The sequence below is a fragment of the Tepidimicrobium xylanilyticum genome (assembly GCF_900106765.1).
Classification (GTDB): Bacteria; Bacillota; Clostridia; order Tissierellales; family Tepidimicrobiaceae; genus Tepidimicrobium; species Tepidimicrobium xylanilyticum.
This window is the reverse complement of record NZ_FNNG01000019.1, coordinates 15126-28748: the sequence shown is the minus strand read 5'-3', so window position 1 is coordinate 28748 and position 13623 is coordinate 15126. Positions and strand designations below refer to the sequence as shown.

Sequence of the window (13623 nt, the reverse complement as noted above, 5' to 3'; positions counted from 1 at the left end):
CGGATGTGGCAATGTCAGGAAACCCTTATTTTGGTTGCTTGAGGGAACATATCAACCGTCCAGAAAATTAATAGTTGAGTTACCAGATTAGATAACCCCCTTTTTTACAGGGGGTTGAGGGTGCAGGATGGATGTATAATTTAATCTTCTCGCTCAGCATCCGTATCAAAAATTCTATCAAGTTCCTCGTTTGATGTAATGCCACGAACTTTATTTCTAACAGCTACTTTTGCCATATCAAGTCTATAGAAATGTTCACGACCGTCTAATCCTTTCTTTTGCCGGATAAGTTGAATTCTTCCAAATTTATCCCAATGTTTCTCTGCGAATTTTGTTTGCGGTAATATATCAGATGCCTTGAAAGTGATATGGGACATTGAGATCAGACCTCACTGTCCCATATATCTGTAAGCTTAAAGCCCTATCTGAAAAGTTTAAAGAACTTAACAGGGGAAACAAGAATTTCATCGAGAAAGTAGCTTTGTTGTTCTTTTATGTAAAGAAATTTGTTTTAGATTTGATTGAAATTGGTATTTTGTTGAGTATAATAAAAATAAGCAAAGGGGGGGATGAAAATCAATATGGGATATAGAATCTTGTTTGAGGTGATGGCAATGAAAGATTAAAAAGCATTAAATAAATCTAATAGGTTGCAAAAGTATTAGATATAGTTAATTTAGACATAATGGTTAATCTTTTAATGTAGAAAGACAACTGGAATGAAATTTGAAATATTGAAACTAATAATTGTTGTTTTAGAACTACTATCTAGAAAAACAAGGGTAACAACATTATATAATTGATAGTATTCAAATAAAAAGGAAATAAACGAAACTTGAATAGAAATAATCGTACTTCTAAAAAACTAACTTAAAAATTTTATTAAAGTCAAAGAGAGAATAAAATTTGTCAAATAGATATAATGGAATGAAGAGTGTATGCATATTTGCAATTTGTATGATAATGCTTTTTTCTACATCAACAAGTGTTGCTTCATCATATTTTTCTAGCTCTCTTATAGAGCCTTTTAAGGGACAAATATTCATGGAAATAGATGGAAGAGACCTAGTGTATAAATATACTTACTCTGCTGCAAAGACTATAGTAGAATTTAATTCACAAGGAAATGAATATATTATTATTTATAATAGAAATGAAAACAAGATGTATTTAAATGGCAAAGAATTAGCTTTTGAAGAAGAGTTAGATACCATTGCTCCTAATGACGCTGTTGAAATAGGTAGAAGTTATGGTTCACTTGGAACAGATGTAAGAGATGTATCCGTTATTGCTGGGGCTATAATAGCACTTGTAGGGGGACCTGCGACTTGGGCTGCCGCTACCGCAATTGCTGGTGTAATTGTTGCGAGAGGTTTAGATCGCGTATATTACATTAAAATAACTTATTATGATGATGATACACTACATCTGCCTAGGCCTAAGATGTGGTCTGAGTATTACTTCTATTCAGATCCAGGAAGAACAGACCTCATAGGAGCAATTTAATAGATTGATATATAAGGATGTGAAAATGTGAGAAATAAGATAATAACAACTATTTCTTGGATAACTGCCATATTGATAATTATGCTTATACCTTTAAAGAAATTACTACTAATTCCTAAAGAAATTTTTAATGTCATTATGGGCATTGGTCTCATTTTGGTATCTGTAATTCTTTTACTAAAAGAATATTTCTCTAATAGGAAGTTCACTATAGTGTCATTGATAGCGCCAATAGTATTTTTTTTAATTTCTTTATACTATTTGCTTCTATTGTAAAAAAATCAACTTAATTAGAAGTTTTATCTATAAATAGATAGATACTGATGATTATTGAACAAATTACCATATGGATAATAGTCCCCCATTTATTCCTGGGGGATTTTTTTATGGCTCTTTGTCAATAGGATCGTGGTTCTCTTACATCCGCCATAACTCATACGCTTAATTCCTTTTACTTTGTTAATCATTCCTTCTAATAATCCATTTGAATATCTGCTAGTAAAACTATTTTTAACAGAATCTATATCTCTTTTAATTCCATTAACAAAAGAATTTAATTCAGGAATATTAAACTCCCTTGCTTTTAACATCCATTCCTCCAAGGATAATTTGTTTTCTGAAAACATATCCTTAAAATTGTCAACTAGCTTCTTTAAGTTAATAAGCTCATGATAGTTTTCTTTTAGTTTATTTAAAATATTGGATTAGTGTTTAGTAAGGTTTGTATTGCTTTTACAGATCAGTTTAGTGGCAACGTGTATAGATACATTTTTGTCTTTCTGTTTAACATATTTAGCAGTATTTTTTCCGGAACTTATGCTATTCTTCAACTCTTTCTTGTTTATATAAGAAGAAATTAAAGATTTTGGCCATCATAACCTTGTTTCTTGAGAATATTTAATATTTCCCCATGTGTATTGCCCTTATTCAATAATTCTATAATTAATTCTTTATATGGATCCAACTTTTTTTCTTCTCTAACTTTGCTTTTAAGATTATTGCTATCAATTACAATTTCACTATTTTGATTATTTATATCACTTTTACACATACCATCACCACCACTTGAAATTGCTGGTTTCCTTGGGTATTTTCTCTTCACATATTGCTTATTGCATCTAAAAGATTATTAATCAGATGGAACTTATCACAAATTTGATCAGCTTTTGGTAAGGTTTCCTTTATAGCAGCTGCATATGTTAAAGAGCCATCCCTGCTTGCCAATTTAATGTGAGGAAAATTTTTTAGCCATTCTAATAAATCATTTGTTTCTACTTGGTAATATTTCTGATACTTTTTTTATCTAGGTCACAGATTAAAGTACAATAATCCTTTCCTTTTCTAAAAGCAAAATCATCTACTCCAATATTAATATTAGTGCTTTCAGCTAGAATATATTTCTTGTTATCCTCTTCAAACTGATGGATTATTCTAATATCTTCCATACCTATTCCCTTTAACATAGTTGTTATGTTTAAATGATATTAAAAGGGATATATCAAAGTCATTGATAAATATTTTCCATTTTTATCATCACCAAATATGCAAGAGAACCAAATTTCAAATGACGAAAGCAGGATGCTTTTCTATATAGTATCTTATATGTTATATGTCTTAGTTCCATACGCTATTTGTATTAGTTACATAATTATAGGTTAAGAATATAATTATTGATATTGTAGGAATTTGAGTTAAGTGAAAATTGTAGAAAGTTGTCTTGTATTATTGCAGGAAATAATATTTACTTGAAAAAAATATAAGAAATATAGTAGAAGCAAAAATGTGTAGGGAAAAGAAAAAATATAGATATTAAAGTTTAAGGCAATTGTGGTAGACGTTTGCCCTATTAAATAATTTAAATAATAGAAACCCACGCAGGAAAATGGAGTGCAATATATGGATATAGATCAGTTATTATTCTATAAAATTGAGGATAAGGCAAAAGAAGGTGACATATGAAAATTTAGAAGATGAGAAAAGGCTTTATTGTATTGACTGAACCGGTATATGAATAATAACAAATGTATTTGGGGTATATATAATATGATGGGATAAAAAAGGAAGGGGGCTACCAATGAAAACCATAGCTATTGCAGGGACTTTTGATAGCAAAGGGAAGGAATTAACCTTTGTAAAGGATATTTTAGAAAGCTTAGGCTTAAATACTTTTACTATTCATTGTGGAGTATTTGAGCCAATGTTTGAAACGGATGTATCGAACCAGGAAGTAGCAAAAGAAGTGGGAGAGGATATCCATGAGATTGCAGCAAAGAAGGATAGAGCATTGGGAACAGAAGTGCTATCCAAAGGAATGGAAAGATTAATCCCCAAACTATATGCTGAGGGAAAATTTGATGGAATCATTTCTCTTGGGGGAACTGGCGGCACATCTTTAGTTACCCCTGGAATGAGAGCCTTACCAGTAGGGGTGCCCAAGGTAATGGTATCTACTGTTGCATCAGGAAATGTCCAGCAATATGTAGGTACTAGCGACATTATGATGATTCCATCTATAGTGGATGTATCTGGTCTGAATTCCATATCTACTAAGATATTTACCAATGCTGCTTTGGCAATTGCAGGTATGGTAAAGTTAGAACATGAGGAAAAAGTTGAGGCGAAGAAACCTTTAGTAGCAGCTACCATGTTTGGCGTAACTACTCCTTGTGTTGATATGGCTAGAGAATACCTAGAAGAGCAGGGCTATGAAGTACTAGTATTCCATGCTACAGGGACCGGTGGAAAGACCATGGAAAGGCTAGTAGAAGAAGGCTATTTTGAAGGAGTATTGGATTTAACCACTACTGAATGGTGTGATGAACTAGTTGGTGGTGTATTAGCAGCAGGGCCTAATCGATTAGAGTCAGCAGGAAAGCATAAGGTTCCTCAAGTCGTATCTGTAGGAGCATTAGACATGGTCAACTTTGGACCTATGGATACAGTACCAGAAAAGTTTGAAGGAAGAAAATTTTACAAGCACAACCCTACTGTAACATTGATGCGGACTACTGTCGAAGAAAACAAAAAGCTAGGTGAGATTATAGCAGAAAAGCTAAACCAAACAAATGGACCTACAGTTTTGATGCTACCTTTAAAAGGGGTATCAATGATCGATGCTGAAGGGCAACCTTTCCATGGTCCTAAGGAAGATGAAATGCTCTTTGATACACTAAGGCAAAATATTGATGAAAACAAGGTGGAGCTAATTGAGATGGATGCGAATATTAATGACAGGGAGTTTGCTTTAACAGCGGCTAAGAAATTGGTGGATCTAATGAAGGAAAACAAAAATTAAAGGGGTGAATTACTTATGACTAGAACTGAGATACTTAAAAAATTAAGAGAACAGGCTTCTAATGGAAAAGTTATAATAGGGGCAGGAGCAGGGACTGGTATATCTGCAAAGAGCGCAGAAGAAGGTGGAGTAGATCTTATTATCATCTACAATTCTGGTAGATATAGAATGGCTGGTCGAGGCTCTTTGGCAGGATTGCTTCCCTATGGAGATGCTAATCAGATAGTAATGGAAATGGGCAGTGAAGTATTGCCAATAGTAAAGAATACTCCGGTATTAGCTGGTGTTTGTGGTACGGATCCTTTTAGAGTGATGGATAAGTTTTTAGAGCAATTAAAAAATCAAGGATTTGCAGGAGTGCAGAATTTCCCAACAGTAGGACTAATAGATGGAGTATTTAGACAAAACTTAGAAGAAACAGGTATGGGATACGATCTAGAAGTAGAAATGATAAGAAAAGCCCATGAACTAGATATGCTTACCACTCCTTATGTATTTGATACAGAACAAGCTAGAAAGATGACAGAAGCTGGGGCTGATATTCTAGTTGCTCATATGGGTCTAACTACCAAAGGAACAATAGGAGCAAAAACAGCATTAACATTAGACGAATCCGTAAAAAGAGTACAAGAAATTTGCGATGTTGGTAAATCAGTAAATCCTGATATATTGGTTATTTGCCATGGTGGTCCTATTGCTATGCCTGAAGATGCTGCCTACGTACTTGAAAGAACAGAAGGAGTAGTAGGATTCTTTGGAGCATCGAGTATTGAAAGGATTCCTACGGAAATAGCTATAAAAGAGCAAGTTGAATCCTTTAAGAGTATAAAGTTATAGTAGAATGGGGTAGCGGGGAGGGTTCTTGCTGTCCTGCTAGATCGATATGTATATTCCAAGGTGTATTTTAGAGAACGGCTAATAGAGAAGGAAGTGAGGGATAAGCTTTTACTTATCTTTCTTCAGCTTCAATATTTCTACAGCTGCATCTATTCCATATTTAATGATTTTATCTAGAGCTTCTTGAGAAAGTGATATGATACTTCCAAAGTAGACAGTCTAATTAATTAAAATTAGATTATCTATTGGAGGTATTTTTTTATGGGAAGAAAACCAAAGCTTAGTAAGGAAGTAAAAGCTAAAGTTTTTAGAGAGTATGAAGAAAGCAATGTTAATTTTAACGATATTGCTAAAGGAATTAGAGCTCACCATGAGGTCCTTTGACGTTGGTATCTAAGATATAAAGAACATGGTCTTAGTACATTTGAAACATCAAACAAAAATCGTTCATATAGCAAAGAATTTAAGCTGTCAGTGGTAGAAGAATATACATCAGGTAAATATTCACTAGCAGATTTATCTACCAAACATAATATTGGTACTAGAGTTATCCTCCTTGGGTTAATAAATGGTATAGAAATAAAAGATTATGATCCTAAAGGAGACATCTATACCATGAAATCTGGAAAAACTACATTTGAAGAGAGATTAGAAATAGCAAAGTGGGTTATTGACAACAATATGAGCTACAAAGATGCAGCTGAAAAGCATGGGATCACTTATGCACTTGTATATAAATGGACAAGAGCATATCTAGATAAAGGTCCTGAGGCCTTAAGGTATCAAAAACGTGGACCAAAGCCAAAGTCAGAAATTGATAAAAGCAAATTAACTGAAGTTGAGAAATTAAAGCTTGAGCTCGAAAAAGAAAGAACATTAAGAAGATGAGAATTTGATCTGGAAATTCTTAAAAAAAGAGGAAATTGAAAGGATGTTTCGCTCTCGAAAGTAAGGCATGAAGCAGAATACAAAACTGTAGATTTTTTAAAAGATAAAGGTTATCCAGTAACCAAAAAATGTTTGATAGAGCAATACAAAAACATCCTGATGCAAAGCCCATATTTCATAGTGATATGGAATTCCAATACACTAATAATACCTTTTAAAGCTGGAATTTTTTACAGAAAAAAGTTTGAAACACTAGGAGAATTAAGGGAAAGGATAGCTGAATACATAAATGTTTACAACAAAGATAGATTTTTAATGTGCAAAATTTTTTTAATTAAATTGCTTGTTTACTTGACAAGAATCAGTTCATTAGTAGATGCCTGTGTTACTTTCTCCTTAGGGTTTATTGCTATTTCTTCTAATTCTTCTATGTCCAGATATGTAGATTTAAGCAGTTCTATAATAGTGGCAGTTTACCTCATTAAAAATGGCATTATCACAATCAAGTCTAGGGAGGATTTTGTATTTGGAAATAAAACTTTACATTAATATATCCAAGACATATAAAAAATCCCCTAAATAGTTTAATAGAGCATAAAAAATATCGGATAATAAATATAATGTATATACTTATTATCCGATATTTTTATTTATATTAAAATAATTAAAAGTATAATAGTAAGAATGTATAGCCGGTATAAATTACTTATAAAGCACACAAACAAACGTTCACATAATATAACTATATTACTTACATATTATGATACAGAAAATGTTAACATAGAAGAAATTATCATAAAGGGATCTCGAGCATATACATGGGAAATTGGTGATATGATTTATTTAATATGATATCAAGACAGTATTGAATGTCATATTGTAGGAAACTTAAGTAGAGATGAGATCATAAAAGTTGCAGAAAATATTTCTAAATAATTTAAAAAATATGTCCCTTTTTTCCTCCTTATACGTTATATAGGTAAGAACCTAGATTAATAACACGATAAAGACTATGTATCTTGAAAGAAGATATATAAGAGTAACCTGCTGTTTAGGAAGTGATGTTTATGTTGTGAGAGAGTTTGCATAGACATAAGAATCCCTATATGTAGGAAAGTTGTCGTATAGAATAAATAGTGCATAATAGGTATATGACAATAAACTAAGGATAAGGATTATAGTAAAAGATATGAATTAAGAAAAAGTGGTTAAAGATGAAAATAAACCTGAAATCGGTGGGGAGTTACATTATTTTATCAAGAGGTATTCCGCATTTGTGTCAATTATGGCGTTTGGAAAATGCCTACTATATTTTAATTTGAAAGGAGAGATAAACTATGAAAAAACAATTATTTCTTATGCGGTTTAGAGTTTATGTATTATCATTACTATTAGTTTTAGCAATGATACCAACAACATTCAGCTATTCATAAACTTATGATAATGATAAATCAATTGTATCTATTGATTTATATGAAAATGCTAAATCAAAAGGTTTAGTAAGTTATCAAGTAGATTTTGAGGGTAATATACAAGGGCCTGAAGATTTCTCAATTGATGGTGATGATGTATATTTACTGAATTCTGCAGATAATTTGATTTTGAAATTCACAAATGGTTATTTTTCAAAAAAAATCGATATGGGTGAAATAATAGTTGTAAAGATTGCTTGTGAAGATGGAACTCTATATGCATTAGGGAATGACCTTTCAATAATACAAATTAATTCAGATGATAATAGGATTACAATACCAGTAGATGACATAAATACTGAAGCCATCACAGACTTTAAAGTAAAAAATGGAGTTTTGTATATTGTAACATCTGAAGGAGATGTAGGTACAACTTATATACTTAATACTAAAGGTGAAATAAAGGAAAGAAATATAAAGAAATTAAAAGGCCGTATTTTTGATGAAAATACTATTTATCAGGTCGAGCTATTACCTGAAGAAGGTCATTCTATTGGACATAGCTGCGAAATGAAAATAATAGATATAAAATCTGGTGATACTGAATCTATAATTTTAGAATCTGAATATTGGGTTGTAGGAGCACAATTCCTTGGTTATGATAGTGATGGCAACTATAGGATTAAAATGTTTGAGATGGCTACGAATGAAAATTTTAATATTGTTGTGGAAGAAACAATTAGAACTATAGGAAAAGATGGGTCTACTAAAGCCATAAGAGGATTGGATACACAATTTAAATCAATTACTAATCAAGTAAAAGTATTTGGAAACGATATCTATGAATTGAACAATCTTAAAGATAAGGTTCAAATAATAAATATAAGTGAACCTAATGAAAAAACCACATCTTCATACAAATCAAAACTTCAAAATATTGTGGAGCCAATTAGTGATTTAGATCCAGATATTACGAACGGGGATAATCAACTAATGATTTCTAGATCAACAATTATGTCAAATGCAAAATCTTTCCATTCTAGTTTCAGATGGTCGTGTCAAAGCAAGAATTTAGAGCCTTTAACAAACTGGACGAAGCCAAGGTATGTTGGTAGTGCTGGAACATATCAATATATGCCTTATTGCTGGGGAGGATTTAGTTCAATCGACCAGTATAACTCAGGAATGAGTGGTACAGGACGCGTTGGCAACATAAATACTTCAACTTCAGGACATGTATCTAATACGTATGGTTTAGATTGCTCAGGGTATGTTTCACGTTGTTGGGGTACTAGTACGAAATACGGAACATCTACTATTATGAATATAGCGAAAAAAATTAATGCAAGTGATTTATTGGAAGGAGATGCATTAAATAATAGTGGATCACATATAGTGTTATTTGAAAAATATGATGGAGCTGGTAACTATGTGTTGTATGAATCAACGAAATTGAATAGCTATGATCGCGTATCTCATACAGTTCGTTCTATTTCCAGCATGGGAAATTATGTTCCAATCCGTTATAATGGTGTTTCAAAATAAGTATATAGGGTTTTATAGAGGCGTCAATGTATATTTACAATTATGCCTTCCGACAGACTACGTCTGAAGGCATAATTGTTTTAATGTTTCTGAGAGTATTATGAATTAATAAGAGGTGATGTTATGAAAAAATTAATATTTTGTATTGTAATAATGGTTTTAACAACTTTTTTAATTGTGAGTTGTACTGATCGAGATTCTCATGATGAAAATTCCGAGTTACCAGAGGTGATGAATCAACAAGAACAGCCTAATAATCAATTAGCTGAATATAAAGGGCAGGTAGCGATAATTACTGAAGATGTAATTTTGAAAGATCCATATGTGATCACAGTAGATTCAAATAATAATCCTGTATATCAAAAATTAGAAAATCAGGAGTTTTCACTGAATAAAAATGACATGGTAATAGTAATTGAAGAACGCAATAATGAGTGTAGAATTGTTCAAGCATTCGGTGATATTCCACTTATCCGGGGTACAATTGAGAAAAGCAAACTAAGTTATGATAAATCACTTTTTAGAGATAATGCTAATCAGGCGATTGTTAATAATGTAATGAGTTATGATGGAGTTGATGGGAATGAAAAAGGGATCCAAAGTGGGGTAGGGGTAATATTAGAACGCCAGGAAGGCTGGGTAAGAATGTCTATACTTATGGAGGAATCTGATCTTTGGTTCAAATTAGAGAGTTTATCCTTTGAGTTTGATACATCAGTAATTGATATTATGCATTATTAGATAAAAGAGGAGCTTTATATAGAATTAAAATATTGCTTATGGTAAAATATTGAACATGGCAAAATTTTGCAGCTCATGAGTCTAGCGACAGGAAAAAATTAATAGATTATTTGGAGTTCACAGGGGTGGGAAATTTGATAATTTTACTATTTGGTGTCATGATGGATGACAAAGTAGATTTTATAAACAAGATTTTTTCAAAAATGAACGTCAAAATGTATAATATTTCTCTTAATATATTAAAGGATAAATTTGATGCAGAAGAAGCTGTCTCACAAACTTTTTTGAAGATTATAGAGAATATAGAAAAAATATCTACTTTACCATGTTCTCAAATCGAGCCATACTGTGTAGTAATACTAAAGAATGAAACAATGAATATTATAAGAAAGCGAAAAAAGATTATATATGTAGAGAATGTAGACTATATTGACCGTAGCGAAGAGGATTATAATATTGAAGAAGAGTATTTAGAAACAGTAGATAAAGAACAACTACTTTCATGTATTAATAAACTTTCAGATGATGAAAAATTTTTTCTTCATCTGCGCTTTGTCAATGAGATGAGATTTAAAGATATTTCAGAACTTTTAAAAATTACTGAAGAAGCTGCAAAAAAGCGTAGTCAACGAATTTTAGAAAAATTACGTCTATATTGTGAAGAAGGTGGGTTGAATGTCTCAAATATCTAAAGATGTGATGAAGCATGTATGCGAACTATCTTTACGGGCTGAATTAGAAAAAATGTATAGATTAAATGTGAATAGTATTATGTATCAACCATTATCTGATGAGAAGGTTAATCAATTAGCTAGAAAAATAGGTTTATTACCTTTAGAATATCGTAATATTCTTTTCTTTTGCTATTGTTTTAATAGTACATCTTCTGAAATAGAAAAGGTACTAAAGATAGAAAATGTCATAAGTAAAATACGCTACATACAAAAAATGCTATCTAGTTTTATGGGACTTGGGGATTCATGGATTGATGAGAATTCTATGAAAAGGGCTTGTAATATAGCACTTATAGAAGATATAAAAGACTATGATAATATTAAGGTATTACATGAGCCTAATTACTCTAAGTCTTTCTGGTGAAAACTAAAAGATGTGAAGATTAAACAAAATCCTAATAAAATGGCTAAGTTAATAGCTAAAAGAGTCGCTATTTTTATGCTGATATGTATCCTAACTTTCTCTGTTATTTTGACAGTTAATGCAGAAGCACGTGAAAGGGTGTTTGATTGGATTATTGAGGTATTTGAAAAATTCAGCATATTTACACCTCAAAATATAGATGAAGATAATCATTCAATAATGAATACTCGAGTTATGTGGTAAGCAATTACCAACCATACTTTGTGATAAGCAAAACATTGTTCTTGTTGACTGTGGTTTTCGGAGCATTCCCATATATTGAAAAGGAACTGGAGATACAATTGTGTTGGAGGACGGTAAGCCTGCTATCGAAAATCCGCAGTTTGCACTGGATATTGAACATGCTATAAAGTCTATGAAAAGACTATTGTTACTAAAGGCATAACTTGCTATTACTATCATGGCGTACTTCTTGTTTCTGCCTAACTGGATCTAGAGTACAAAAATATGTATGATGAAACATATCTAAAATATAATTTTATGCGAAATTTGAATTTAAAATGAGACAATGTCAAGTTGACAATTTATATAATAGACATTTTCTTTGATGATGAGATACAAGAAACGTTGAGCAAAAAGTTCGATTATTTAAGGAGAAAACATAAAGATATTAGCATGAATACAAAAGAAGTATTTAAGCATAAAGGATATAATCAATGCAGAGTAGGAGAAAATATTTTCGCATTGGATGTAAATTTAAGACCATGCATGTTGAGAAGAAATTATATTGGACTTAACTTGAGAAAATATGTTAATAATCATATTTCAGTAAATGGCGAGGATATTGTACAAGAAATGTTGGCAAATAAGATTGATATTTTACCACAGAAAGGCACTTGTCCAGGAGCAAAATTATAATTATTTGTGATATTAACAGGATATTAGGAAGATTAACAAGTAAAAAAAGAGAAGTATATGATAGAGTTATAGGAATTTCCATTGATAGTAGTGTTGATGAATATATAAACCTTGCGAAAGCAATAGATTTGGTAGATAGAGTTGATGTAATAGGATGTTATGATGAGAAGTTTCAAATGATTGCTGCAAAAGTAGCAAAAATACTGAATCTTGATTTTTTATCGGAAGATACTATAGATAATAAATTCAATATGAGGAAAAACTTTTAAATAAGTTAAATGATCCTTTAAAATTTGCAAGAATTAACCCTGAAAAAGAACTAAAAGAATTTGCTATTTTAAATGGATATCCTATTGTTTTAAAACCGATTGATGGCACAGCTAGTACAGGAGTATTTATAATAAAAAGTGAAGAAGATACTAAAAAAGCGATTAAATGGTTTGAGTTAAATGCTAAAGGGTGTCAAATGTATACTGAAAGTTACTTGAAAGGAAAAGAGTATAGTGTCCAGGCGATGTCTTTTAATAGACAACATAAGATTCTTGTTGTTACAGAAAAATTTAAAAGTGAGGATCACTGTATTGAAATTGGTCATTGTTTGCCAGCAAATTTAGACAATAATATATCAAAATCTATAGAGATGTATGTTGTTTCAATTTTAGAGGCACTTGGAATTGATAATAGTGCTTCTCATACAGAAATAATTTTAACTGAAAAAGGACCAGTGGTAGTTGAAACTCATGCAAGAGCAGGAGGAGACAATATTCCAATTTTACTTCAAAATTCAAAGGGAATAAATCTCTATGAAATGATAGCAAAATGTACATTAAGAATTAATCCTTTCGAAAACTTTATAACTGTTCCTGGTGCAAGTAAATATACTGCAATATGATACTTGTGTCCAGAAATTCAAGATACTTTAGAACAAGTTAACGGTATAGAAGAATTAAAACAATAAAAGGATATTATTTCAATAGAGTTATTAAAATCAAAATGTGATTATATAGGTATTGTACATAATTCTTTCGACAGATTAGGATATGTTATTGCATCTGGAAATACTTTTGATGAGGCTGTAAAAAAGTACAGTCTGGAGTTAGAAGTTTAAAAGTGTCAGCAATTATTGATATAGATTGAATAATTAAGCTAATCATCGAAGCTTAAAAAATGGGTTATGATATGGGGAAGATACAAGATATTAAATTTGTCCGATTTAAGAGGCAAACACAAATTATATATTTTTGAAGGCTATTGCATTAAGGCTGATAAATAGTGAGAGGTCATTAATAGTTAAGGAATTTCAAAAGGATTTCAGAAGATAGAAGTGGATGAGGAAATTCTTGTTGCGTTTATGATGGAAGTGCAATTTTGAGGAATCACTGT

At 31.3% G+C, this 13623-nt stretch carries 19 protein-coding genes and 1 pseudogene; 15 read left to right on the top strand and 5 right to left on the bottom strand.

Translation table 11 applies throughout. The features are described 5' to 3' along the window. Window positions 1–140: 140 nt before the first annotated feature. Complete coding sequence (locus tag BLV68_RS14110) at window positions 141–377, bottom strand: hypothetical protein (protein ID WP_234949936.1); 237 nt, start codon at window positions 375–377, stop codon at window positions 141–143. Window positions 378–906: 529 nt separating this feature from the next. Here BLV68_RS14110 and BLV68_RS14100 point away from each other — a divergent pair. Both BLV68_RS14100 and BLV68_RS15550 read left to right on the top strand, forming a co-directional pair. Further along, window positions 907–1506: a hypothetical protein gene (locus BLV68_RS14100; protein ID WP_093754916.1), complete on the top strand. Its 600-nt coding sequence runs from the start codon at window positions 907–909 to the stop codon at window positions 1504–1506. A 27-nt stretch (window positions 1507–1533) separates the two neighbouring features. Then, the gene (locus BLV68_RS15550) at window positions 1534–1782 is read left to right on the top strand and encodes a hypothetical protein (RefSeq protein WP_025640276.1); all 249 of its coding nucleotides are present in this window, start codon (window positions 1534–1536) and stop codon (window positions 1780–1782) included. 89 nt (window positions 1783–1871) lie between these two features. On the opposite strand, the gene BLV68_RS14090 is transcribed toward BLV68_RS15550, so the two are convergent. From BLV68_RS14090 to BLV68_RS15545, 4 genes and pseudogenes are all read right to left on the bottom strand, one after another. After that, window positions 1872–2204: a transposase gene (locus tag BLV68_RS14090; RefSeq protein ID WP_093754913.1), complete on the bottom strand. Its 333-nt coding sequence runs from the start codon at window positions 2202–2204 to the stop codon at window positions 1872–1874. A 158-nt stretch (window positions 2205–2362) separates the two neighbouring features. Continuing rightward, window positions 2363–2557 (bottom strand): hypothetical protein, encoded by a 195-nt coding sequence (locus tag BLV68_RS14085; RefSeq protein WP_093754911.1) that lies wholly within the window; start codon window positions 2555–2557, stop codon window positions 2363–2365. A gap of 47 nt (window positions 2558–2604) precedes the next feature. Continuing rightward, window positions 2605–2742: pseudogene (locus BLV68_RS16375) on the bottom strand (transposase); the annotation flags it as partial. A gap of 35 nt (window positions 2743–2777) precedes the next feature. Next, window positions 2778–2951 carry a hypothetical protein gene (locus BLV68_RS15545; protein ID WP_159428714.1) on the bottom strand — a complete coding sequence of 58 codons (174 nt, stop codon included), beginning with the start codon at window positions 2949–2951 and terminating at the stop codon, window positions 2778–2780. Between the two features lie 629 nt (window positions 2952–3580). Between BLV68_RS15545 and BLV68_RS14075 the strand changes: the two genes are divergently transcribed. The 13 genes from BLV68_RS14075 to BLV68_RS14020 all read left to right on the top strand — a co-directional run bounded on the left by BLV68_RS14075 (window position 3581) and on the right by BLV68_RS14020 (window position 13132). Beyond that, window positions 3581–4801 carry a Tm-1-like ATP-binding domain-containing protein gene (locus tag BLV68_RS14075; RefSeq protein WP_093754907.1) on the top strand — a complete coding sequence of 407 codons (1221 nt, stop codon included), beginning with the start codon at window positions 3581–3583 and terminating at the stop codon, window positions 4799–4801. A 15-nt stretch (window positions 4802–4816) separates the two neighbouring features. Continuing rightward, window positions 4817–5638 (top strand): phosphoenolpyruvate hydrolase family protein, encoded by an 822-nt coding sequence (locus BLV68_RS14070; RefSeq protein ID WP_093754905.1) that lies wholly within the window; start codon window positions 4817–4819, stop codon window positions 5636–5638. A gap of 261 nt (window positions 5639–5899) precedes the next feature. Next, window positions 5900–6022, top strand: coding sequence for a hypothetical protein (locus BLV68_RS16165; protein WP_268807647.1), 123 nt, complete (start codon window positions 5900–5902; stop codon window positions 6020–6022). Between the two features lie 90 nt (window positions 6023–6112). After that, window positions 6113–6526: a helix-turn-helix domain-containing protein gene (locus BLV68_RS14065; protein ID WP_093754903.1), complete on the top strand. Its 414-nt coding sequence runs from the start codon at window positions 6113–6115 to the stop codon at window positions 6524–6526. A 159-nt stretch (window positions 6527–6685) separates the two neighbouring features. Next, complete coding sequence (locus BLV68_RS14060; RefSeq protein WP_093754901.1) at window positions 6686–7075, top strand: IS3 family transposase; 390 nt, start codon at window positions 6686–6688, stop codon at window positions 7073–7075. Between the two features lie 1052 nt (window positions 7076–8127). After that, a complete protein-coding gene (locus tag BLV68_RS15885) occupies window positions 8128–9483 on the top strand; it encodes a hypothetical protein (protein WP_200773806.1) in 1356 nt (451 codons plus the stop codon). 123 nt (window positions 9484–9606) lie between these two features. Then, on the top strand, window positions 9607–10224 hold the full coding sequence (locus BLV68_RS14050; RefSeq protein ID WP_093754898.1) for a hypothetical protein: 618 nt from the start codon (window positions 9607–9609) through the stop codon (window positions 10222–10224). 134 nt (window positions 10225–10358) lie between these two features. Next, a complete protein-coding gene (locus tag BLV68_RS14045; protein WP_093754896.1) occupies window positions 10359–10916 on the top strand; it encodes an RNA polymerase sigma factor in 558 nt (185 codons plus the stop codon). Beyond that, entirely contained in the window at window positions 10900–11322 is a 423-nt protein-coding gene (locus tag BLV68_RS14040) for a hypothetical protein (RefSeq protein WP_093754894.1), read from the top strand. The genes BLV68_RS14045 and BLV68_RS14040 overlap by 17 nt, the downstream gene beginning before the upstream one ends. Window positions 11323–11397: 75 nt before the next feature. Then, window positions 11398–11565 carry a hypothetical protein gene (locus BLV68_RS15540; protein ID WP_159428713.1) on the top strand — a complete coding sequence of 56 codons (168 nt, stop codon included), beginning with the start codon at window positions 11398–11400 and terminating at the stop codon, window positions 11563–11565. Between the two features lie 333 nt (window positions 11566–11898). Then, window positions 11899–12240 (top strand): hypothetical protein, encoded by a 342-nt coding sequence (locus BLV68_RS14030; protein ID WP_093754890.1) that lies wholly within the window; start codon window positions 11899–11901, stop codon window positions 12238–12240. Next, entirely contained in the window at window positions 12219–12509 is a 291-nt protein-coding gene (locus BLV68_RS14025; RefSeq protein WP_093754888.1) for a hypothetical protein, read from the top strand. The genes BLV68_RS14030 and BLV68_RS14025 overlap by 22 nt, the downstream gene beginning before the upstream one ends. Continuing rightward, window positions 12485–13132: an ATP-grasp domain-containing protein gene (locus BLV68_RS14020; RefSeq protein ID WP_093754886.1), complete on the top strand. Its 648-nt coding sequence runs from the start codon at window positions 12485–12487 to the stop codon at window positions 13130–13132. Before BLV68_RS14025 ends, BLV68_RS14020 begins: the two co-directional genes overlap by 25 nt. Window positions 13133–13623: the final 491 nt, after the last annotated feature.

Coding starts and splice junctions, on each gene's coding strand:
- BLV68_RS14085 (WP_093754911.1), bottom strand. CDS start 2,557: ATGTGTAAAAGTGATATAAATAATCAAAATAGTGAAATTGTAATTGAT.
- BLV68_RS14060 (WP_093754901.1), top strand. CDS start 6,686: ATGCAAAGCCCATATTTCATAGTGATATGGAATTCCAATACACTAATA.
- BLV68_RS14040 (WP_093754894.1), top strand. CDS start 10,900: ATGTCTCAAATATCTAAAGATGTGATGAAGCATGTATGCGAACTATCT.
- BLV68_RS14070 (WP_093754905.1), top strand. CDS start 4,817: ATGACTAGAACTGAGATACTTAAAAAATTAAGAGAACAGGCTTCTAAT.
- BLV68_RS15540 (WP_159428713.1), top strand. CDS start 11,398: ATGCTGATATGTATCCTAACTTTCTCTGTTATTTTGACAGTTAATGCA.
- BLV68_RS16165 (WP_268807647.1), top strand. CDS start 5,900: ATGGGAAGAAAACCAAAGCTTAGTAAGGAAGTAAAAGCTAAAGTTTTT.
- BLV68_RS15545 (WP_159428714.1), bottom strand. CDS start 2,951: ATGGAAGATATTAGAATAATCCATCAGTTTGAAGAGGATAACAAGAAA.
- BLV68_RS14050 (WP_093754898.1), top strand. CDS start 9,607: ATGAAAAAATTAATATTTTGTATTGTAATAATGGTTTTAACAACTTTT.
- BLV68_RS14110 (WP_234949936.1), bottom strand. CDS start 377: ATGTCCCATATCACTTTCAAGGCATCTGATATATTACCGCAAACAAAA.
- BLV68_RS14075 (WP_093754907.1), top strand. CDS start 3,581: ATGAAAACCATAGCTATTGCAGGGACTTTTGATAGCAAAGGGAAGGAA.